Annotated in this window: 21 protein-coding genes; 18 read left to right on the forward strand and 3 right to left on the reverse strand. The window is 54.2% G+C overall.

What is annotated here, in order from left to right:
* Positions 1–32: 32 nt before the first annotated feature.
* From JWJ90_RS14150 to JWJ90_RS14215, 14 genes are all read left to right on the forward strand, one after another.
* Positions 33–593, forward strand: coding sequence for a hydrogenase maturation protease (locus JWJ90_RS14150; protein ID WP_205227881.1), 561 nt, complete (start codon positions 33–35; stop codon positions 591–593).
* Entirely contained in the window at positions 593–2,062 is a 1,470-nt protein-coding gene (locus tag JWJ90_RS14155; protein WP_338032333.1) for a (Fe-S)-binding protein, read from the forward strand. The genes JWJ90_RS14150 and JWJ90_RS14155 overlap by 1 nt, the downstream gene beginning before the upstream one ends.
* Entirely contained in the window at positions 2,055–5,138 is a 3,084-nt protein-coding gene (locus JWJ90_RS14160) for an FAD-dependent oxidoreductase (RefSeq protein ID WP_205227883.1), read from the forward strand. Before JWJ90_RS14155 ends, JWJ90_RS14160 begins: the two co-directional genes overlap by 8 nt.
* Positions 5,135–5,566 (forward strand): hydrogenase iron-sulfur subunit, encoded by a 432-nt coding sequence (locus JWJ90_RS14165; protein ID WP_205227884.1) that lies wholly within the window; start codon positions 5,135–5,137, stop codon positions 5,564–5,566. Before JWJ90_RS14160 ends, JWJ90_RS14165 begins: the two co-directional genes overlap by 4 nt.
* Entirely contained in the window at positions 5,563–6,477 is a 915-nt protein-coding gene (locus tag JWJ90_RS14170; protein WP_240194948.1) for an NADH-quinone oxidoreductase subunit B family protein, read from the forward strand. The genes JWJ90_RS14165 and JWJ90_RS14170 overlap by 4 nt, the downstream gene beginning before the upstream one ends.
* Before the next feature lie 46 nt (positions 6,478–6,523).
* Positions 6,524–7,873 carry a Ni/Fe hydrogenase subunit alpha gene (locus tag JWJ90_RS14175; RefSeq protein WP_205227885.1) on the forward strand — a complete coding sequence of 450 codons (1,350 nt, stop codon included), beginning with the start codon at positions 6,524–6,526 and terminating at the stop codon, positions 7,871–7,873.
* 197 nt (positions 7,874–8,070) lie between these two features.
* The gene (locus tag JWJ90_RS14180) at positions 8,071–8,325 is read left to right on the forward strand and encodes a hypothetical protein (RefSeq protein WP_205227886.1); all 255 of its coding nucleotides are present in this window, start codon (positions 8,071–8,073) and stop codon (positions 8,323–8,325) included.
* Between the two features lie 289 nt (positions 8,326–8,614).
* On the forward strand, positions 8,615–10,936 hold the full coding sequence (gene hypF, locus JWJ90_RS14185; protein ID WP_205227887.1) for a carbamoyltransferase HypF: 2,322 nt from the start codon (positions 8,615–8,617) through the stop codon (positions 10,934–10,936).
* Positions 10,927–11,205 carry a HypC/HybG/HupF family hydrogenase formation chaperone gene (locus JWJ90_RS14190; protein WP_205227888.1) on the forward strand — a complete coding sequence of 93 codons (279 nt, stop codon included), beginning with the start codon at positions 10,927–10,929 and terminating at the stop codon, positions 11,203–11,205. The genes hypF and JWJ90_RS14190 overlap by 10 nt, the downstream gene beginning before the upstream one ends.
* A complete protein-coding gene (gene hypD, locus JWJ90_RS14195; protein ID WP_205227889.1) occupies positions 11,202–12,290 on the forward strand; it encodes a hydrogenase formation protein HypD in 1,089 nt (362 codons plus the stop codon). Before JWJ90_RS14190 ends, hypD begins: the two co-directional genes overlap by 4 nt.
* Before the next feature lie 45 nt (positions 12,291–12,335).
* Complete coding sequence (gene hypE / locus JWJ90_RS14200; protein WP_205227890.1) at positions 12,336–13,352, forward strand: hydrogenase expression/formation protein HypE; 1,017 nt, start codon at positions 12,336–12,338, stop codon at positions 13,350–13,352.
* 18 nt (positions 13,353–13,370) lie between these two features.
* Complete coding sequence (locus JWJ90_RS14205) at positions 13,371–13,757, forward strand: hydrogenase maturation nickel metallochaperone HypA/HybF (RefSeq protein ID WP_205227891.1); 387 nt, start codon at positions 13,371–13,373, stop codon at positions 13,755–13,757.
* Positions 13,758–13,761: 4 nt separating this feature from the next.
* A complete protein-coding gene (gene hypB / locus JWJ90_RS14210) occupies positions 13,762–14,472 on the forward strand; it encodes a hydrogenase nickel incorporation protein HypB (protein WP_205227892.1) in 711 nt (236 codons plus the stop codon).
* A 539-nt stretch (positions 14,473–15,011) separates the two neighbouring features.
* Positions 15,012–15,344 (forward strand): hypothetical protein, encoded by a 333-nt coding sequence (locus tag JWJ90_RS14215; RefSeq protein ID WP_205227893.1) that lies wholly within the window; start codon positions 15,012–15,014, stop codon positions 15,342–15,344.
* 23 nt (positions 15,345–15,367) lie between these two features.
* On the opposite strand, the gene JWJ90_RS14220 is transcribed toward JWJ90_RS14215, so the two are convergent.
* Entirely contained in the window at positions 15,368–16,438 is a 1,071-nt protein-coding gene (locus JWJ90_RS14220; RefSeq protein WP_205227894.1) for an LbtU family siderophore porin, read from the reverse strand.
* A 374-nt stretch (positions 16,439–16,812) separates the two neighbouring features.
* Between JWJ90_RS14220 and JWJ90_RS14225 the strand changes: the two genes are divergently transcribed.
* The 4 genes from JWJ90_RS14225 (at position 16,813) to JWJ90_RS14240 (ending at position 20,143) form a co-directional block, all read left to right on the forward strand.
* Positions 16,813–17,337 (forward strand): metal-dependent transcriptional regulator, encoded by a 525-nt coding sequence (locus tag JWJ90_RS14225; RefSeq protein WP_205227895.1) that lies wholly within the window; start codon positions 16,813–16,815, stop codon positions 17,335–17,337.
* A 32-nt stretch (positions 17,338–17,369) separates the two neighbouring features.
* Positions 17,370–18,194: an alpha/beta hydrolase gene (locus JWJ90_RS14230; RefSeq protein ID WP_205227896.1), complete on the forward strand. Its 825-nt coding sequence runs from the start codon at positions 17,370–17,372 to the stop codon at positions 18,192–18,194.
* Positions 18,195–18,207: 13 nt separating this feature from the next.
* The gene (locus tag JWJ90_RS14235) at positions 18,208–18,702 is read left to right on the forward strand and encodes a deoxycytidylate deaminase (protein WP_205227897.1); all 495 of its coding nucleotides are present in this window, start codon (positions 18,208–18,210) and stop codon (positions 18,700–18,702) included.
* 109 nt (positions 18,703–18,811) lie between these two features.
* Entirely contained in the window at positions 18,812–20,143 is a 1,332-nt protein-coding gene (locus JWJ90_RS14240; RefSeq protein WP_205227898.1) for a DEAD/DEAH box helicase, read from the forward strand.
* 212 nt (positions 20,144–20,355) lie between these two features.
* Here JWJ90_RS14240 and JWJ90_RS14245 read toward each other — a convergent pair whose 3' ends face one another.
* Together JWJ90_RS14245 and JWJ90_RS14250 are read right to left on the reverse strand one after the other, a co-directional pair.
* A complete protein-coding gene (locus tag JWJ90_RS14245) occupies positions 20,356–20,646 on the reverse strand; it encodes a hypothetical protein (RefSeq protein ID WP_205227899.1) in 291 nt (96 codons plus the stop codon).
* 313 nt (positions 20,647–20,959) lie between these two features.
* Positions 20,960–22,321 carry a sigma-54-dependent transcriptional regulator gene (locus JWJ90_RS14250; protein WP_205227900.1) on the reverse strand — a complete coding sequence of 454 codons (1,362 nt, stop codon included), beginning with the start codon at positions 22,319–22,321 and terminating at the stop codon, positions 20,960–20,962.
* Positions 22,322–22,337 lie beyond the last annotated feature (16 nt).

Below are 22,337 nucleotides of genomic sequence, written 5' to 3' on the forward strand. Positions count from 1 at the left end.
AAATAGAGCAAACAGTGGCATGTTGTCACATTATGCATATCTCGCACAAAAAGAAAGAAGAGGGCTGTTTGGCCGATATCGTGATCCTGGGGTGTGGTAACATCCTGCTTGGTGATGATGGATTTGGACCGGCAGTGATTGCTCGCCTGGAGCAGGAACAACTTCCCAGGAGCGTCCTGTTGGTGGATGTGGGCACCTCTGTACGAGAATGGTTGCTGGATTATCTCATGGCACCCGAGTTGCGTCCCAGCCTGCTTTTTATTGTGGATGCCACCTATCAACAAAAGCAAGCTCCTGGATCGCTGGTCACCTGTCGACCGGCCGAGTTGCCACTGTCCAAGGTGCATGACTTTTCGCTGCATCAGTTTCCCACGGTGAACCTGCTGGTGGAGCTTGAGCAGGAAACAGGCATTCGGGTGGAGCTGGTGTTGGCCCAGGCAAACACTGTCCCCGAGGAGATAGCTCCCGGACTCACGCCTGCCATGGAGCATGCCACAGCGCTGGCCTCTGCAATGATACTTAAACAAATTAACGAATATGTCACCCCTTTTTCCTCCGGCACAGTGGTTGCCTCCCTGGAGAATGTTTCATGATTTATGAGGCCAAGGTCAATGATTTGGCAAGCGAGTTTGGTGTGCATCGCAATACCATTCGCAACTGGATCAATTCCGGCGTGTTGCCAGCCCAGGAAGGGCCAGGTCGGCGCTACCTTATTCAGTATGAAGATTACAAACGGCTTTGTGATAAGTATGGGCGTGAACCTCGGATCTCCCCAGACCCGGGCGCTGCCGGTGAAATCGCACAGCCCGTTAACGAGAACGTGCCCAAGGCAGTCCGCCTGGAATCCAAAAAAAATCCTTTTTACTCCGCCCCCAATTTAGCCGATATCTGCCTGACCTGTGGCTCCTGTGCCGGTGCCTGCCCCATCTCGGGTGTTGATGATCTTGATCCCCGTAAGATCATCCGCATGGCCTTTTTCGGCATGGAAGAAGAGTTGATCGAGAGTGACTGGCCCTGGAAATGTACCATGTGCGGCAAGTGCGAGGTGGTTTGCCCGATGAATGTGGAGATCGTGCAACTCATTCGCCGTATTCGTGGTCAGCGCGATCGCGACAAGGTTCCGGTGGCCATTCAGAAAGGGGTGATAACCTGCCTTGAAAAGGGCAACAACCTGGGCATCCCAAAAGATGATTTTCTCGCCCTGATCAAAGAGCTTGGACAGGAACTCGCAGAAGACTGCTGCCCGGGCTTTGCGACACCCATCGATGTACGTGGTGCCCGTCTGTTGGTGACGGTGAACTCCAAGCAGCCCTTTGCTGAACCAGAGAGTCTGACCTGGTGGTGGAAGATATTCTATGCTGCCGGTGAATCCTGGACCATCTCTTCCGAGTATTGGGAAGGGGTCAACTGGGCCCTGCATTCCGGTGACTACAGCGCCATGCGCACCATTGTCAAACGCATCATCGATAATATTGAGCGACTCAACTGCAAGGCCCTGCTGCTGCCCGAGTGCGGGCATGCCTACTATGCCACCCGTTACGCGCTTGAACGCTGGTTTCCTGAATCGTTACAGCAGTTTAAAATCTACACCGTTTTTGACCTGCTCCTGGAGTATGTGAACCAGCGGCGGATTACCCTTGATCCCTCCAAAAACACCAAGCTGGTCACCTTTCACGATTCCTGCAATTATGGGCGCAAATCCCTGAAAACCTTTGGGCATGGCTATTTTGACGAAGCCCGCACTCTGACACGGGCCTGTTGCCCCAGCTATGTGGATCTGGTGCCGGATCGGGAAGAAAACTACTGCTGCGGTGCCGGTGGCGGTGCCTGGGCAAGCCCCTTTGGTGCCGAACGGGTTTTTCACGGGCGGATGAAAGCGCGCCAGATCAGTACCTCGGGGGCCAAGGTTGTGGTGACCGCCTGCCAGAACTGTCGCGATCAGCTTCAGGTCTCCTTGAAGCGCGAATTTAATTTGAATGTCGATGTCTGCTTTTTGTGGGAACTGGTGGCAAAGTCATTGGTGATGCCCAAGCGTATCGTAGGAGAGGTGCAGCATGGCTGATCAATCCATGAACGGATCCGTGTTGGTGGTGGGGGGCGGTATCTCCGGAATGCAGGCCGCGCTCGACCTGGCGGATTCTGGATTTTTTGTTTACCTGGTGGAAAAGTCAGGGGCCATTGGTGGTTCCATGCCCCAGTTCAACAAGGTCTTTCCCACCAATGACTGCTCGATGTGTATTATCGCGCCCAAGCTGGTTGAGTGCGGTCGGCACCCCAATATCCGCATCATGACGCTGTCGACCGTGCAGGATGTTACCGGTACCGCAGGCAATTTTACCGTTCGTGTTATCGAGCATCCTCGCTATGTGGACATGGATAAATGCATTGCCTGCGGCCAGTGTACCAGTGTCTGCCCTAAAAGCGTGGATGACTCTTTCAATTCCAACATTGCCAAGCGAAAGGCAATCTATATCAAGTACCCGCAGGCGGTCCCTCTGAAATATCAGATCGATCCCACATCCTGCCTCCATCTCAAAAATCCGACCAAATGCGGGGCCTGCGCTGAAATCTGTCCTCCGGGTGCCATTGATTTCAATGACCGTGAACGAGAACACATCATTCAGGTGGGCTCGGTGGTCATGGCCCTTGGTTTTCAGACCTTTGATCCGGCCAAGTCCAAGATCTGGGGCTATGGCGTCTATCCCAATGTGATCACCTCGCTCCAGTTTGAGCGCTATCTCTCTCCGGATGGCCCCACCGATGGTCAGCTCTCCCGGCCTTCGGATAAAAAGCCTGTGAAAAAGGTGGCCTTTCTGCAGTGTATTGGCAGTCGGGATAAAAACCGGTGCAATAACGAGTACTGTTCCACGGTCTGCTGTATGTACGCCATTAAAGAGGCGATGACGATCAAGGAGAGTAATCCCGATCTTGAGGTGACCATCTTCTACATGGATATGCGGACTCCGGGCAAGGAGTTCGATCGCTATCTTGAGCGGGCCAAAAACGAATATGGCGTTCGGTTTATACGTTCCCGCATTCACGGGGTTGAGCCCAAGGGGACCAAGGGAGATTTGCGGCTGCATTACATCAGTGGCCAGGGCCAGCAGGTTGAGGAGGTCGTTGATTTGGTCGTGCTTTCCGTTGGCCTGGAGACTCCGGAATCCATGGTGCGCCTGGCCGAACGTATCGGCATTCACATGACCCCGGATCGTTTTGCCTCTATCTCCGCCTTCATGCCGGTACATACCTCGAAAAAAGGCGTTTACACCTGTGGGGCCTTTAACGGTCCGCGTGATATCCCCCAGTCGGTGACCGGTGGTTCGGCTGCGGCTGCCTCGGTTTCGGCGCTGCTCACCTCGGTGCGCCACACCCAGACGCGTTCTCTCTTGCCGCCGGTGGAGCAGGATGTAGGTGGTGAGGAACCACGTATCGGTGTTTTTGTCTGCCACTGCGGCACCAATATCGCCGGTGTGGTGGATGTAGAAGAGCTGGCCGAGTATGCCGCCACTCTGCCGCAGGTCGTCCATGTGGCCCGTAACCTTTTTACCTGTGCCCAGGATACCCAGGACCGTATTGTGCAGGAAATTCGGGATAAACGGCTCAACCGCATCGTTGTCGCCGCCTGCACGCCAAGGACCCATGAACCGCTTTTTCGTAAGACGCTGAAATCCGCCGGGATTAATGAGTACCTCATTGAGATGGCCAATATTCGCAATCAGAACTCCTGGGTCCATAATCAAGAACCCGAGGTGGCGACGCAAAAGGCCAAGGATCTGGTGCGCATGGCCGTGGTCAAGGTGCAGACCCAGGTCGCCCGGAAAGCCATTCGTCTCCCCATTGCCCCCTCGGTGCTGATTATCGGTGGCGGTGTGGCTGGAATGACCGCAGCGCTTAACCTGGCGGAACAGGGATTTCAGGTACACTTGATAGAGAAAACTACCCAGTTGGGCGGCAATGCCCTCCATCTCTTTCAGACCTGGAATGGCGAGCATGTGCCCAGGTACATCAGTGAGCTTAAGGAAAATGTGCAGCAGCATCCCTTGATTGAGGTGGCCTACACCAGTACGGTGCTCTCAGTGGATGGTCATGTGGGGAATTTTTCCAGCACCATTCGCACCGGCTCCAGTCGGAAGCGGGTGATTAATCACGGCGCGGTGATCATCACCACCGGAGCAAAACGTTATATCCCCGAAGAGTTTGAGTACGGCAAGATCCCCAAGGTGGTGGCCTCCATCGAGTTTGACAAGCTGCACATGCATAATGAGACCCGGGTGGCCAACGGCAAGTCATTTGTGTTTATCCAGTGCGTGGGCTCGCGTAACGAGGAACGACCCTACTGTTCCAAATCCTGTTGCACTCATTCCATTCAGAGCGCGATCAAGCTGAAGAAAGAGGCTCCCTCGCGGCAAATATACATTCTCTACCGAGAGATACGTACCTATGGCCAGCGTGAGCGCATCTATAATCAGGCCCGCGAGCTGGGGATCGTTTTTATCAATTATGAGATGCATGGCCCCCCCAAGGTGAAAAAGGATGGGAAAGGGGTGCTGGTCGAGGTTTGGGATCATGTGCTCCACCGCCCACTTGAGATCAAGGCCGATGTGGTAATTCTGGCGGCGGCCACCCTGGCCAGCCCGGATGCGATGAACCTCGGGAATCTCTTTAAGATACCGCTCAACAGTGACGGTTTTTTCCAGGAGGCGCATGTCAAGCTGCGCCCGGTGGAGTTTAACGTGGATGGTGTTTTTGTTGCCGGGCTTGCCCACTATCCCAAACCCCTTGAAGAATCCATCTCCCAGGCCCTGGCCGCCGCGGCCAAAGCCGGTCGTCTGCTGGCCCGGAAAGAGATCAGCCTGGAGCCCAATACCGCCCTGGTTGACCCGGTGAACTGCGATGGTTGCGCCCTTTGCATAGAGGTCTGTCCCTATCAGGCCATCACCCTGGTGGAGTATGAAGATGAAGAGGGCACTCCCTTGAAAACGGTCAACATCGACCCGGTTCTCTGTAAGGGGTGTGGCATCTGTCAGGGAACCTGTCCCAAGCGGGGTGTGGATGTGGCCGGATTTACCTATGCGCAGCTTGAGGCGCAGATCGATGCAGCACTGGAAGAGGAAGCGCCGCTGGAGGAACAACTGTGAACACTACCCCGAAGATAATCGCTTTTTGCTGTAACTGGTGCTCCTACGCCGCAGCCGATCTCGCCGGTATTTCCAGGTTGCAGTATCCTGGTTCGGTACGCATTATTCGGGTGATGTGCTCGGGCATGGTACATCCGGAGATGGTGCTGCACGCCCTGGATAAGGGAGCTGAGGGAGTGATGATTATCGGCTGTCACCTGGGAGAATGCCATTACATCAACGGTAATGAGATGGCCCTGGCCAGGGCCGAGGTCATTGCCGATACCCTGGAAGACATGGGCTATGAGAGCGAGCGTTTTCAGATCACCTGGGTCTCCTCGGCAGAACCCGAGCGTCTGGCAGAGGCCTTTCGCGCCTTTTGTGGCCGCCTGGCTATTCTGCGTGGTGAGCTTGCCGATATCTCCGATTCCCAGGATTCCAGGTTTTGAGTCTGCCCCGGCTCAGTTTTGAATGGCTACATGCCTGCTGTGGTTGTGAGGTCTCCCTGCTGGATGCGGGGGATGATTTTTTAACACTTGTCAGCCAGGTTGAGATCGTTCATTGCCCGTTGCTGCTGGATAATAAATATCAGCGGGACGAGACCGGCACACTGCAACTGCCCCAGGCGGACATCGGTCTTGTCTCTGGTGGGGTTGCCTCAGAAGAGGAGCTGGAGCTGGTTCAGGCTATGCGGGCGAGCTGTACCACTCTGATCGCCCTGGGGACCTGTGCCACCCATGGCGGCATTCCAGCCATGCGTAATCAGTGGACCACCCAGGAGACCCTGCAGACCGTGTACGCCTACGGCAGCGATGAGGCCTCATTGTTTCCCACCAAAATTTCAACTCCCCTGGATCGGGTGTACGCTGTGGATGAGCATGTCCAGGTCGACTGGCTGCTGCCGGGCTGCCCGCCCACTTCTGCAGCCATTGTCGGGATGCTGACGGGATTGCTTGACGGTAATCCAGGCAAAGCGTTGACCAAGAGTGTCTGCGAGACCTGTCCCACCCGGCGAGGAGCCAAAGGGCAGGGGGGCGTGGGGAGATTCTTGGACAATGCCACGGGCGATCCCCAAAAACCGCTTACGGAGATGGTCTGCCTGCTGGAACAGGGAATCCTGTGCATGGGGCCAGTGACCTCCGGCGGCTGTGGTGGTAAGGATGCGCCGCTCTGTCTGCGGGCTCGGGTTCCCTGCCGTGGCTGTTATGGGCCGGTGCGGGCGGGGAGCAATCCGCTTTTGGATATGCTGGGCGCACTTGCCAGTAACGGCATTGATCACCGCTCTATGATTGATCGCAAATCGCTGCTGCGTTTCAGCGGGGCACACGGCATGCTCAAACCCCTGCGTAAGCGAAGGTGAGGGGGCTGGTATATTTGAACAAGAGGAAACCGCTAAGGTAAAACACATGGGCCACCAGATTACCATACATCCTGTCACTCGTATCGAGGGGCACGCCCGCATAGATCTGCACTTGGATGAAGCCGGGCAGGTCAGTGATGCGCAGGTGGCTATTTCTGCGCTGCGAGGATTTGAACAGTTCGTCATTGGACGGCCGGCAGAGGAGATCCCGCGTATCGTTACCCGTATCTGCGGTATCTGTCCCTGGATGCATCATCTGGCTGCTGTAAAGGCTGTCGATGGCTGCTTTGGGGTGCAGCCGAGCGTAAGCGGTCACCTGCTGCGGGAACTTTGCCAGATCCTGGCGCATATCCACGATAAAATTCTGCATTTCTTTTTTTTGGCAGCGCCTGATTTTGTGCTTGATCCCCAGGCGGATCTGTCGGTGCGCAATATTATGGGGCTGGTACGCCAGGAACCGGAACTCGCAGGTCGGGTTGTGCGCATGCGCCAGTTGGCCCAGCAGATGCTCGCCCGGTTTGCAGGCAAGGCTATTCATCCCGTTGCCGCGGTTGTTAGCGGCTTTTCCTGTGCCATGCAAGAAGATGTACGTCAGTCCCTGCTTGCCGATGCCCGCGAGTTACTCGATTTTGCCTGCTATGCCATGGACTTTGCCAAAAAGCAGGCCTTTGAACGGCTCACTGGAGAGTTTGACGGACTGGGCTCCATTACCACGGGATTCATGGGAACTGTGGATGGTCAGGGGCGGCTGCGGCTTTATGAGGGGCAGCTTCGTCTGATGGAACCAGGAGGCGCGTATGAGGATTTTCAAGCCTGCGACTACCAGCAATACCTGGCTGAACACGTGGAGCCCTGGTCCTCGGCGAAGATGGTCTATGCCAAGTCCTGGGGAGAGGGGTTTTCGTTGAACCCTGAGCAGCCAAAAGGCATCTACCGGGTCAATACGCTGGCGCGACTCAATGTCTGCGACGCCATGGCAACCCCACGGGCCCAGCAGGAGCTGGAAGAATTTCGCAGTCGCTTTGGTCGACCTGTTCAGACAACACTTTTGTACCACTGGGCACGGCTGGTCGAGCTGGTCTATGCCTGTGAGCGCAGTATTGAGCTCCTGGAAGAGCAGGATATCATCAATCCCCAGGTGCGCAACGTGGCAGAGCCTGGGGCCGGTCGCGGAATAGGCCATGTTGAGGCACCACGTGGCACTCTGATCCACGAGTATGCCACCGATGAGCAGGGCTGTATCACCCATGCCAATCTTATTGTCGGCACCACCCATAATATTGCCCCCATGAACCTGAGTGTGCAGCAGGCTGCGGCCTCGCTGATCAGTAACGGTCAGGTTGACGAGGGCATTCTCAACAAAGTCGAGATGGCGGTCAGGGCTTATGACCCGTGAATTTCCTGTGCCACGCACCGCCTGGATGGCGGGCTCCCCCTGACGTTACATGTGATTGACCATCGTGGAAAGACGATCCGTCGTTTGCACCACTAGAGGTGTCCGGTTTAATGAGCGTGATGCTGCTGTCTAACTAGCTGTTATTTTGATCGCTCTGTTGAATATTATTTATGAATTGAACCCATTGATTTTTGCCCATGAATGCCAACAATGATACCTATCAGCGTAAAGTAGTGCGGGTTGAAGCCCCAAACTGTGCCTGCGGTTTTGTCGGGCACATGACCGCCGATGAGCTGAAGCAGCGTGCAGCCCACGATGACATGGATCTTTCCTGCCCAGTCTGCGGCCTGATCCATCTCAGCCGAGAAGAAATTGAGGACCTGGAAAAGCAAAAGGTGGTCAACTCGAAACGTTACCGGGAGATAGTGCGCCAGGCGATAGCGGATGTCTAAGGGGGCGTGAAGTATCAGCCTTTACAGGTGAAGGAAGGTAAGCGGAAAACTGTGGAGCGAGATTTTCTCTTTGCAGGGGGGCGCAATTTTTTTTGTAAGCCCCGTTTCTCTTCCCAGGCAGATTGTTGTAACAAGATTGCATGGTTGGATTCTGTTGTGCGGATTGTGCCTGTTGTGAGTGCTTGAAAAAGTCTGGTGGAAAAAACTTCATGCTGCTAGAGTGCCACAGGCGCAGGTGGAAAGCCTGCTGGAACCTTGTTGAAACCTCAAATTTCTGGAAAATTATTGCATGAAGTATGGCCTGCCTGCCGCACCATCTGAGACCACAGCTCTGCGGGTGACTGTGCGTGGCATTGTGCAAGGAGTGGGGTTTCGACCTTTTGTTTATCGGCTTGCCCATGCATTAGGCCTGGTCGGGACGGTTATCAACGACAGTGACGGGGTTGAGATTATCCTTGGTGGAAAGGAGCGGAGGATGCAGGAATTTCTCCATCGCTTGCAGGCCGAAGCGCCGGTCGCCGCCCGTATTACCGAGCTGAAAACTGAAACCATAGACACAGACTTGCCAACCGATGGATTTGCCATCCTTCCCAGCCGCTCGTCCAGTCGTCCCTCGACCCAGATTGCTCCGGATATGTCCATCTGCCCGGACTGTCTGCAAGAAATTATGGACCCGCAGGACCGTCACTACCGCTATCCCTTTACGAACTGTACCAACTGCGGTCCCAGATTTTCCATTGTCAAGCGCGTTCCCTATGACCGACCCAATACTTCCATGCAGGCCTTCACCATGTGCGAGCAGTGCAGCCGGGAGTATAACGACCCCCTGGACCGACGCTTTCACGCGCAACCCAACGCCTGTCCCCAGTGCGGCCCCCAACTGAGCTGGCACGATGATAAAGGCCAGCCCCTTCCGGGTGACTGCCTGGCAAACTGTGCCCAGGCCCTGCAAAAAGGGCATGTGGTGGCGATAAAGGGGCTTGGTGGTTTTCATCTTGCTGTCGACGGGGCAAACGAAGAGGCTGTAGGGCTGCTGCGCAGTCGCAAACACCGCCCGGCAAAGCCGTTGGCCATCATGGTGCGGGATCTGAAGACGGCGCGAACATTTTGTCGTATCAGTGAGCAGGAGGCCGCGCTGCTCCTTTCACCCGAGCATCCTATTGTGCTGGTTGAACGGCTGAAAACAGCACCGATCGCCGAGGCGGTGGCTCCGGGACTTGAAAAAATCGGACTAATGCTCCCCTACACACCGCTGCACGCGCTCTTGCTCAGTGAACCCGATGTACCACAGGTTCTGGTCATGACCAGCGGCAATAGGGGCGGGGAGCCGATCTGTACTGACAATGACGAGGCAATGCACCAGTTGGCAGGACTGGCGGATTGTTTTCTGCTCCATAACCGCGAGATCGTCACCCGGGTCGATGATTCGGTGGCGCGAGTTATGGACGGGAAAGTGCGTCTGCTGCGGCGTGGACGCGGGTATTCTCCTGTCCCTATTTTGCTTAATGCACCGACAGATGATATCCTTGCCTGTGGCGGGGAGATGAAAAACGCCTTCTGTATTGTTCGCAACCAGGAGGCCTACCTCTCGCAGCATATTGGTGAGCTGGTGAACACACAGACCTTTGATTTTTTCACGGAGAGTGTGGACCACCTGCAGGATGTGCTTGAGCTGGAGCCCAATAACGTCGCAGTCGATCTGCATCCGGATTATCTCTCCAGCCGCTATGGCCGAGGCCGCAGTGAGGGCTGGATCAACGTGCAGCACCATCATGCGCACCTGGCGGCGGTACTTGCCGAACAGCAGCTCAGTGGCCCGGTTCTTGGCCTGGTGCTTGATGGCACCGGCTACGGACCGGACGGAACCATCTTTGGCGGTGAGATCTACCAGGCAGACCGAGAGAGCTTTACGCGTCTTGGTCACCTGGCCACCATCCCCCTGCCCGGAGGTGATCGTGCGGCCTTGGAGCCCTGGCGGATGGCCATGTCGCTGCTCTATACCTGCCTGGGTGAAGAGGGGCTTTGGGAGACACAGCAACCACCGGCCTTGGCTGCCATCGATTCAGGCAAGAAAAACCTGCTCGCCCAGATGCTTGTCAAACAGTTCAACTGTCCTGCCACCTCGAGCTGTGGCCGCTTGTTTGATGGGGTTTCGGCGTTGTTGGGGCTCTGTCTGGAAAGTCAATACGAGGGGCAGGCGGCCATGCTTTTGGAGCAGCAGGCGTTTGGGGCCGATACCAATGAGAACGTGGACCGTTACCCTCAGCAGATAGAGAGAGGGGATGGACAGCTTGTTCTCGCCCCTGATGGACTTGTGGCCGGAGTGCTTGCCGATATTCGAGAGAACGTTCCGCTGGCGGTGATGGCCCGCGCCTTTCACTACTGGCTGGCGGCAGGACTTATACAGGCCCTTGAGCAGTTGCGTCAGACGACCGGTCTCAATCAGGTGGTCCTGGCCGGTGGCTGCATGCAGAATATGATGTTGTTTGAGCGGCTCAGCAGGGGCCTGCGAGACCAGGAATTTATGGTCTATGCAGGCGAGCTGGTGCCGATGAATGATGGTGGCCTTGCCCTGGGGCAGGCCTATATAGGAGGTGTTTCATGTGTTTAGCCATTCCCATGCAGGTCGTTGAGCTGCGCGGCGGCAGTGATGAGTTGCTTGACCCCCAAGTGGCCATGGTTGAAAGCGACGGCGTGCGCAAAGAAATCCGCCTGGAAATGGTTGACCGGGTTCCCGAAGTGGGGGACTATGTCATTATTCATGCCGGGTTCGCTATTCGCTCCTTATCTGAGGAAGAGGCCGAAATCAATCTCAAGCTGATGCGGCAGATGGCCGAGGCTCTGGAAAAAGAGGGGCGCCTTCCCGGAGCACCGGAATGAAATGTGCTGATGAGTTCAGGTCCAGGGATATTACCGCGCCCCTGATCGAAGAGATCAACCGTACCCTGACCACCCCCGTTCGCATTATGGAAGTGTGCGGCACGCACACCATGTCTATTTTTCGTCATGGCATCCGTTCGCTGCTCCCCGAAGGAATTACCCTGCTTTCAGGACCGGGGTGCCCGGTCTGTGTCACCCCGGCCGATCATATCGATGCCTTTCTTGCCGCCGCTCAAAATCCCGAGGTGACGATTGCCACCTTTGGCGATCTGATCAGGGTGCCCGGCAGCGAGGGCTCACTTGCTACCGCGCGGGCGCAGGGGGCGCAGGTGGAGATCGTCTATTCGCCCATGGATGCCTTGGCCCTTGCCCAAAAAGAGCCTGAGCGAACTGTGCTCTTTCCTGCCATAGGCTTTGAGACAACAGTGCCCACCATCGCGGCAACGATCCTGCAGGCCGAGCGTTTGGGCATTGAAAATTTCGTAATCATCGCTGCCGGTAAAACCATGCCTCAGGCCCTGGACACGCTGCTTTGTGATGAGGAACTCAAAATTGACGGACTGCTCTGTCCAGGCCATGTGAGTGCCATTATCGGCAGTGACGCTTACAAACCCTTTGCCGAGCGCCATAACCTGGCCTGTGCCGTGGCCGGATTTGAGCCCGCTGATATTCTTGCCGGGTTACTCAGTTTGATCCGCCAGCTGGCTGATGGCCATCCCCGTGTGGAGAACTGCTACACCCGTGCGGTCACCGCCGAGGGGAACCGCAATGCGCAAAAGCTCATTGACCAGGTCTTTGAAGCTGCCGACAGCCCTTGGCGAGGCCTGGGGACGATTCCGGGCAGCGGTTTGGTGTTGCGGCCCCAGTACCAGCGTTTTGACGCAGTGGAGCGTTTAGGGCTCAGCGTGCAGCCCGCTGCGGAGCCCAAGGGGTGCCGCTGTGGCGATATCCTCAAGGGCATCCTGCTGCCTCCGGATTGCCCACTTTACGGAAAGGCATGCACTCCGCTGAAACCTGTCGGCCCCTGTATGGTTTCCAACGAAGGCACCTGTGCGGCGTATTATCGTTACAGCGGCCAGAAATAAGCATTACAATAAGCGGTTAATTCTTGTTATTTTTGTAAGGATCCCATGAAAGCAGACTCGATTATAAGTCTTGACCACGGCAGTGGCGGACTTGCCAGCCAGAATCTGATCAGTGGCCTCTTCCTCAGGTATCTGCGTTCTCCGCAACTGCATGACCTGGAAGATTGTGCGATACTCGGCGAGTATTGCGGACGAATTGCCTTTTCCACGGATAGTTATGTGGTTGATCCGCTTTTTTTTCCGGGCGGTGATATTGGAAAACTGGCAGTGCACGGTACCATTAATGACCTGGCAATGCGTGGTGCCCGACCCATTGCTTTGAGTCTGGCTTTAATTATTGAAGAAGGCTTTGCCTATGCAGATCTGGAGCGGGTAGTCGCCTCAATCTCCGCCTGTTCCGAAGCCTCCGGAGTAGCCGTTGTTACCGGGGACACCAAAGTGGTCCCCAAGGGCAAGGTTGACAAGATTTTTGTCAATACCTCGGGCATCGGCATTGCCTCCCACCGGCACAATATCTCAGGGACAAAGGCAGAGTCCGGTGATGCGGTGATTATCTCCGGTACCCTGGCTGATCATGGTATCACCATCATGAGTGCCCAGGCAGGCATTGCCATTGACGGTGATATCAAAAGCGATACACAGGCCCTGCATCGCCTTGTCGCCACCCTGCTGGAATGCAACACCGGCGTGGTCCATGTTCTGCGTGATCCCACCCGGGGGGGGCTGGCCACCACCCTCTGTGAAATTGCCCGTTCATCCGGGGTGGATATCACCCTTGAAGAAGAACGCTTACCCATCCGTGGCTCAGTGAATACCGCCTGCGAGATGATTGGCCTTGATCCACTCTATCTGGCCAACGAAGGCAAAATGATCGTCATCTGTGATCGCGACGGTGCCGAGGACGTGTTGCAGCTAATGCGGCGCACGCCCGAGGGGCGCGATGCCGCCCTTATCGGCTGGGTGGGAGAGTCCGGGGAGGGCAGGGTCAGCCTGACCACACGTATCGGTGGCTCTCGTCTGCTGGAGCCACTGACCGGTCAACCTTTGCCTCGCATCTGCTAATCCAAGGAGTCCCCTGTCATGCATGAATTATCGCTTGCGCAAAGTCTGCTTGACCAACTCGTAACCCTTGCCCGTGAACACCAGGCGGAACATGTGACCCGCATTTCAGTGACCATAGGTCCATTTTCCGGGATCGTTCGTGACAGTTTTGAGTTTGGTTTCAATATATTAAAAGATGCGCAACCCCTGACCAAAGATGCTGTGCTGGTGGTGGAAACCCCAGACCCGGTCTATACCTGCCTGGATTGCAACAAGGTGTCTGTTATTCCCTTTGTGCAACCCGGTGAGGCAACTGAAATGAATCTTGGTGGCGGCTATCCCAAAAAGTGTCCCTGGTGCTGCCAAAACAGGCTTTCTCCCAAAGGGGGAACCGAACTTATTTTGAATCAAGTAGAAATGGAGTAGACACATGTGTGATACCTGCGGCTGTCAATTGCACGAACACCACCAGCACGACACCAAAGTAGTTGAGGTCAATAAAAGCCTGCTGGAGGCCAACCAGAAACAGGCCCATTCCAATCGCCACCATATCGAGAAAATGGGAGCGCTGGCGATCAACATGATCTCCAGCCCCGGCTCCGGAAAGACCACCCTGCTTGAGCGAACCATCGAAGCCTTAAAAGACACGGTCAAGATCGGCGTTATCGAGGGCGATATTGAAACCGAGCGCGATGCAGACCGTATTCGGGCCAAAGGTATTCCTGCGGTACAGCTGACCACCGGCGGTGCCTGTCATCTGGATGCCCCCATGGTCCATGGTGGCCTGCATGTGCTGGAGCATTTTGCCAAAGGCGAAGGGTTTGATCTTATCTTTATCGAGAACGTGGGGAACCTGGTCTGTCCTTCGACCTTTGATTTGGGCGAGCATCGGCGGGTGATCCTGCTTTCCGTTCCGGAAGGATCGGATAAGCCGGCTAAGTATCCCTCCACCTTTCGCGGAGCCGATCTTGTTTTGATCACCAAAATGGATCTGCTGCCGCATTTCGATTTTTCTGTCGAAGAGGCCGAAATAGAGACCCATACCCTCAAGCCCGATGTGCCGATTATTGAGCTTTCCTCGACAACCGGTGACGGCTTTGAGCAATGGATTGACTATCTCAAAGAGATGCTGAAGAAATAATATCTGAATTCGGTGCAGCGGGCGCACTGAACCGCATACTGTACTTCACCAAACCGAACAAAAAATTTTCAAAATCTCTTGTGTTCGGTTTCCCCCGTAGCCATTGAGAAGGAACGAAGACAAAGGAACCGAAGCCGGTAGGCTGTGGTTCCTTTGCCTTTGTTGGAGGGCAACAACGTCTTGAGGGGGGGGAATTATTCAAGACACCCACTTGTTGTTCAGCCTCACCCGCCGCGCCAATGAATGCCTCGGACTGAGGCTATAGTACTGGGTTGGGACGGTTTGCTTCAAGACGATGTCTGTTTCAGTTGCTTAAAATTAGGTTAATTTTTGTTGAAACCTCCGCCGCAATTATCGGTGAAACGCTCCTTCACTCGAGGTTGGGTTTAAAAAAACCTCCAAATCAGTCAGGCCTTCTGCTTGGCCCTCTATCCTCTCTGTGGTATAGACTGCGCCAGACGAATTAGATTTTCAATGAGTTGCGCAGATGCAGGCGGGGCTCAAATTTGCAAGTTGCAAGTTCAGGAAAGGAGAAGGAGATGGAAATTAACAAGATTGTCGTCACCGATCTCATCATGAGCGGAAGACTGTTTAAGGAAGAAGGCTACGATCTGGCCCAGAGTGCAGATAACCTTGCTGAACTCAAGGGGCAGATCATCATGAAATTCATGCAGGAGAACTATCCTGACATTGAGGTCTACGCCGATATTGCCATTCAAACTGATGACGAGGGAAATCGGCCTCTGGAGGTGCTGGCGTTTAACGAGGGGGGAGAAGTTATTGAAGCCGCTTCAGTAGCCCTTCAGCAGCAGTTGGCCACACTCATTGCCGATGGGACAGCCGATGGAGCCTGGGTTGTGCGAATTCAATAAGACCTGAATCCATGACAGGGGGCTTAGAACTGAAACCCTAACTTGGTGGTTATGCCGTACGCATTGCCACCATCACTGCTGGCATACTCCCTGTCTTTATAATATTCCAGGGAGAGGGTGGTGCGATCACGGAGCAGAAACGAGGCTTTGGTGGTATACCGTTCTTCGGGAAGATAATGACAAAGCGTTTCCGAGGATTTCTGATATCCCACGGCAAACTTGGCGGGATGGTTGAGAAAACGTGTGTTGTAAGCGAGTTGGCTTCGCCAGGCGGTGGGGTCATTCTTTTGGCCCTCCCGGCTTGCCTCTTCCAATTCATAGCGGGATTCGAAGGCGTGAATATATCCCCCGGTTAAGGTAAACGAGTTGTAACTGTACCCCAGGGTGAGGTTCACCGCGCCCATTCGTTCTATGGTGTCATAGCCCATTTCGGCAAATGTTTCCGCCATGCCAGTGGTGTCGGCGATGTCATAAATCCAGCCAACCCCGGCAATGACAGCGGAGCTGCGATCCATGCTGTATCGATAGCGAATGGGGGGGGATTCGGGCTCTTCATCAGAGCTTAACAAGCGCTCAAGACTGTTTGCAGGGTTTTGTTCCTTGGCTTCCTGTTGGCGCTGTAACCATGCCTGTTCGGTTTGGGACCGTCCGTCCACGCTCATGTAGCGTGTTTTTCCCATAGGGGTGTAGAACTGTTTGAACAGAGGCGTGTACTTGCCCAGATGCACGTGCAGAGGCTGGATAACCAGATGCTGCTCAGCGGGTTTTTTTCTGGTGTCGCCTAAGGGGGAAGCGGCAAATTCAAGGGGGGGCCGGTTCCGTTTACCAAAGGCCCAGACCAACTGTTTATCGGTCATGAAACAGACAGAAAACCCGGTGTCGATGGGTGTGGTGCTCTTTTCGTACTCATTACTGCAAAAGAGTCGATCATTGAGGATTTGGGCACTCAGGTGCATGAAGCGGGGCAGCTCGATGGGAGAGACGAGTCCTGGTTTTGCCTGTTCTGCAGCCCAAAGTGGACCATCTGCGCTACCAAAAAGTGTGGCCGCTCCCAGTGTTAATGCTGTAACTGCTCGAAATGTAATCTGTTTCATTAAAAAAGACTTCCTGCACCAGATACACCCCCCTCGCCCAGAGAGAAAGTGTTTCATTTTCAACTTGATGAATGCTAGAGTAGGTATTTTCCCTGATGAATGCAATCATGGCAAGGGGAAAAGTGATAAAAGAGTCCTGGATTCAGGTTGTTGCAAAAATGCAGGGTGTTTTTTTACTGAATTTGCGAGCATTCATCGTTGCGGATGGATTGGAGGTAGCCAAAATTTTTTAGGTGCGGTAATGATGAACCTAAAGATAACCCGAATCCCTAAATAATTAAAAATTTAATAATCAGGCATCCTAAAATCAGAGAGTTGGGAAGCTTGAAAGGTCGCTCTTAAGGCTTTTTACGAGAACGACAATTTTTGCTCTTATGACCAAAAAAAAACAATTGAGCGCCAGCCAGGAAGATTACCTGGAGGCGGTATATCATATTGCCCGTGAAAAGAAAGTCGCCCGGGCCAAAGATATTGCCAAGCGGCTTAACGTGCGTGCATCGTCTGTGACCAACGCCTTGCGTACTCTCAGTTCGCTGGGGCTTATTAACTACGCACCTTACGACCTGATTACCCTGACCGAAGCTGGGCTGGTCCAGGCAGAAGATATCGTTGCCCGCCATGAAGCCCTGGCCAATTTTATGGTCCAGGTTCTAGGTGTCGACTCGGTCGAAGCGGATGAGGCTGCCTGTAAAATGGAACACTCCGTTCCCAAGAGTATTGTCAATCGCCTGATCCAGTACGCCGACTATATTACCCACTGTCCCCGTGGTGGTATCACCTGGGAATCGGGCTTTGGCTATTATTGCAAGACCGGCTGTACCCCAGGCGGCTGTGAGCGGAACCGCCCGCAGAAGGACACAGACGGCTCGTCCGACGACTCAACATCATCATCGAAATAAGATTATAAAGAATAGAGAAGAACGCTACGCTCATGGATCGTCCTGAAATCACTCAACTGTTGTTTCACCCCACCCAAGTTGCCCAGAACACCCCGCCCGAAGGAGCCATCGACTTTTCGGTTTCTGTGGATACGGATGTGAGGGTTGCCTGTAGAATGCACTCCTTTTCCAAGGAGTATCCCACCCTGATCTTTTTCCATGGTAACGGAGAGATCATCCCCGATTACGATGAAATCGGCCCCTGTTACGGCCAGGAGGGGATAAACCTGCTGGTTGCCGAATACCGTGGCTACGGCTGGAGCACCGGCACACCTTTAACCAGCACCTTCCTGCCAGATTGCAACACTGTTTTTCTGCAGGCACTTGACTGGCTCAAAGAGCAGGAATACACCGGGCCTGTTTTTGTTAAAGGCCGTTCACTGGGCAGTGCATGTGCCATTGATATTGCCCTGAATCACAGTGAACGAATTGCCGGCCTGATCATTGAATCAGGCTTTGCCCGCACTATTCCTCTGGCGAAGACGCTTGGCGTCGACTTAGAGGCTATGGGCTTGTCTGAAGAGGACTGTTTTAACAACGTGGGCAAGATTCGTCAGGTTGAGAAACCGACCTATATTTTGCATGGGCAGTATGATCAGTTGATTCCATTGTGGCAGTCAGAGACTTTGCAGGCCGAGAGCGGTGCCAGGAAAAAGGAGTTTCAAATCATTCCCGGTGCAGACCACAACTCGCTTATTGCCAAGGTCGGGCAGATGTATTTTCAGGCCGTTAAGAAGTTCGTCTATCAGGCCGCGGGCCTTACACCGAGCTGGCGTGAGAAAAGACGGCAGTTCAAGACTCAGCAGCAGGCCCAGTGAGTCAAGGGAGGGTATGGTGACAAAACGAGAGGGCTATCTTTCCTGGGATGAATACTTTATGGCGGTGGCCATCCTTTCCGGTCAGCGCTCCAAAGATCCCAACACTCAGGTTGGTGCCTGTGTAGCCAACTCTCAAAACAAGATTGTTGGCGTTGGCTACAACGGTTTTCCCTGGGGCTGTTCAGATGATGAGCTGCCCTGGGACCGTGAGGGGCACTTTCTCGATACCAAGTACCCCTACGTCTGCCATGCAGAGCTCAATGCCGTGCTCAACTCCATCACCTATGACCTGCGGGATTGCCGCCTCTATGTGGCTCTGTTCCCCTGTAACGAGTGCACCAAGGTCATTATTCAAGCAGGCATTCGAGAAATCATTTACCTCTCCGATAAGTACAAAGAGAGCGACTCGGTCCGGGCATCGAAGATCATGCTTGAGAAGTCCAAAACCATCTACCGTCAATTCACCCCATCCAGGGATTCGATCCTGCTTGATTTTCAGGTGGATTGACCTAAAGAAACTGTCAACTCCGGCACGAAGTTATCTTTCGGGAGATTTATATCTCCCGTGATGAGAAGCCCCATACACATGACTGTCCGGAGACAACCAAGGAAGCTGAATGCGATTTGAAGAACTGGCATTGCCAGAACCCCTCGGCAAGGGTATTGCCGAAGCAGGCTTTAAAGAATGCACCCCCATCCAGGAACTCACCCTTCCTCTTACCCTTGCCGGCCGCGATGTTGCCGGTAAAGGCCAGACCGGTACCGGTAAAACCGCTGCCTTTCTTATCTCCCTGTACAAAAAACTTTTCGATAATCCCGAAGGCAACGGCGGGAACCATCCCCGCGCCCTTATTTTAGCCCCCACCCGTGAGCTGGCTGTACAGATTGAGCAGGATGCCCGGCAACTCGGCGTCCAGTGCGGTTTTTCCATTCAGGCAGTGTACGGAGGGGTTGATTATGAAAAACAGCGCAATGGTCTTAAGCAGGGCGTTGATATCCTTATCGGTACGCCAGGCAGGCTCATCGATTATCTGAAACAGAAGGTCTATAGCCTCTCCAAGGTGGAGATGTTGATCATCGATGAGGCGGATCGCATGTTTGATCTGGGCTTTATCGGAGATCTTCGATTTCTGCTCAGGCGTTTACCACCCTTTGATCAGCGCCAGAATCTGATGTTCTCAGCTACGCTAAGTCACCGGGTGATGGAGCTGGCCTATGAATTCATGAACATGCCGGAGAAGGTCGCTGTCGGCGGCGATACGATTACCGCAGACAGGGTGGAGGAGTCACTGTATCATGTGGGCAGTGATGAGAAATTTTCCCTGTTGCTTGGCCTGCTTGCCCAGGAGAATATGGAACGGACCATGGTCTTCACCAACACCAAGCGGGAAGGCGTACGCCTGCAACTGTTGATGGAGGCCAACGGGATCACGAGCCGTATCATCTCCGGCGACGTTGCCCAGGCAAAACGGCTGAAAATCATGCGTGATTTCAAGGCTGGGAACCTGCCTTTTCTCATTGCCACCGATGTGGCCTCACGTGGGCTCCATATTGAAGGGGTCACCCATGTGGTCAACTATGATCTGCCGGAAGATCCTGAAGATTACGTCCACAGGATTGGGCGTACGGCGCGCGCGGGAGCTGACGGCAAGGCCATCTCCCTGGCAGATGAGGAAGGGGCGCTGAACCTTGAGGCCATTGAGGCCTATATAGGGCATGCCATTGAAAGCCAGTGGGCCGACGATAGCCTCTATGTCACCGATTACAAGCGTCCTCCACGTAACAGCCGCAAAAAAAAGCCAGCCAGAAGAGGAAGAAGGCGACCCACCCCCTCAACTGCTGCAGGCGAAGCTGGGCAGGCTGACAACACCGCAAGCTCAGAGACTAAAGATAAGGTGCCAAGGCGGCGACGAAGACGCAAGAAAAAGCCCGTATCTTCGGAGGGGTGAGATAGTCGCTGAAGCTCAGCTCAAATATTTATCGCGGGCATGGCTTGCTCCTATACCCTCAATGCACCGGAGGTTTGTAGGAGCGGGCCATGCCCGCGACAGAGGGGGAATATTTCAAGGCTTTGCCACTTGCACTTGAAAAAGAGCAAGCAGGAAGCGTACACTCGTTTTTTCTGAGCTTCGCGGGTAATCTCTCTTCATGAAAGTCTTACTTAGTGAGCACTTGCGGCAGGCTGAGATTGTTTACTCCCCCTGGTGCTTCTTTTTGCCTCACTTTTTTCAAAGGCCACGCCATACCATGGCTGTCTGTTCATCAGGCCTATTGAATGACGCTTCACCTTACCCTTGCCCAGCTTTTCTTCCATGAAATCCATCCATTGGCTTGCCTGTAAATGCGTGGCAAAGGGGCCGGCTACAACGATATCGTTGTGCTTGATGCCCTTGGATTCGAGATATTCGTCAATTCGTTTCTGCTCCTGAAAAATTCCCAATTCTACTTTCACGTAAGATACCTGTAGCGTTTTGTGTGGATGATATTGCGTCTGCTTACCGGATCAATCGGCTGTACTCTCTGCATTCCAGGATAACCAATTATTGTGCCAATTATGTCTGCGTGTTAATGCGCTGTATTTATAATGTTTTTTGTCATCCGAAGAAGAAAAAGTTTATGGTTGTGTTGCAAAATGCAACAGTTTTGGGCCTGAAAGGGAAGGGTGTTTGAGAAGGCGTTGCAAGATGCAACATGCGAGCAGGGGAGTGTTGCAGTGAGCAACGTTAATGGCGGGAAAGAAGAGAGGGAAGGTGGTGTGTGAAGTGTTATGCGTCCGGATTTTCCAGGCCATAGCGCTTAATTTTGCGCCAGAGCGATACCCTGTCGATCCCCAGGATCTTGACCGCCGCGGATTTGTTGCCCTCGACCTCATCAAGCACTTCCAGAATGTATTGCTTTTCTTGTTCAACAAGGGTTGGCCATTGCTCACGGGTATCACGAACCGGGGTCCAGTCGGTATCACCGAAGACCGTGGCCACATGCTGGGGAGCAACCACGTCGCCCTCACAGGTAATGAGCAGGCGTTGGGCTATATTTTCCAGCTCTCGAATGTTGCCGGGGTATTCGTAGCTCATGAGCCGCTGTTCCGCCTCCGACGAAAGGCGGGGAACCGTTCTTCCGGTGGCGGCGTGTTTGGCAAGGAAATGGTGGGTCAGGAGGGGGATGTCTTCTCGACGCTCGGAAAGGGCAGGTGCGTTAATGGTGAGAACGTCCAGTCGGTAGAATAGATCAGAGCGGAAATCGCCGGTTTCGGTTTCCCGCTTGAGGTCTTTGTTTGTTGCTGCCAGCACGCGAAAATCAACCGGGATCTCCTGGTTTCCCCCCACATGCATCACCTTGCGTTCCTGCAAAACCCGCAGCAGCTTGACCTGCATGGACAGCGGGAGTTCACCCACCTCGTCAAAAAAGACCGTCCCGCCTTCAGCCATCTCAAGCAGTCCTTTTTTGGCCTTGCTGGCCCCGGTAAAAGCACCCTGTTCATAGCCAAAGAGTTCACTGGCTATCAGCTCTTCGGTAAATACACCGCAGTTAAAGGCCACAAACCGTTTTTTAGATCGGGGGCTGAGCTCGTGAATGGTGCGGGCAATCAGTTCTTTGCCGGTACCGGTCTCTCCCTGAATAAGGACATTGCAGTCAAGCTGGGAAACCTGATGGATCGTTTCCCGTAAGGCGTGCATTTTGGCGCTTTGGCCGATAATTCGCCGCGACCCGGAGTGCGAATCAACCTGCTGGCGCAGCACATTGATCTGTTTGCGCAGCTGGTTTTTTTCCAGCGCCTTTTCCACGATCATGCGCAGCTCGTTGATCTTAAAAGGCTTGGCCACGTAATCGTAGGCACCACGCCGCATGGCTTCCACCGCCGTATCCACGGTGGCGTGCCCGGTAATGACCACCACTTCGACATCAGGCCAGAGCTGCTTGGCCTCACCCAGAACCTCCATTCCGTCCCTGCCTTTCATGCACAGGTCGGTGAGGACCAGGTTAATCTCCTCCTGTTTGAGCAGATTGATTGCCTCTTCGCCGTCTCGGGCTACCCGTGTCTGGTACCCCTCTTTGGCAATGATGTGTTCCAGGTTTTCGCGGGCGATTGGTTCGTCGTCCACGATGAGAATTTTTAAATTATTCATACCGTTGGGTTAGGTG

The organism is Desulfobulbus rhabdoformis, assembly GCF_016919065.1.
Taxonomy (GTDB): domain Bacteria; phylum Desulfobacterota; class Desulfobulbia; order Desulfobulbales; family Desulfobulbaceae; genus Desulfobulbus; species Desulfobulbus rhabdoformis.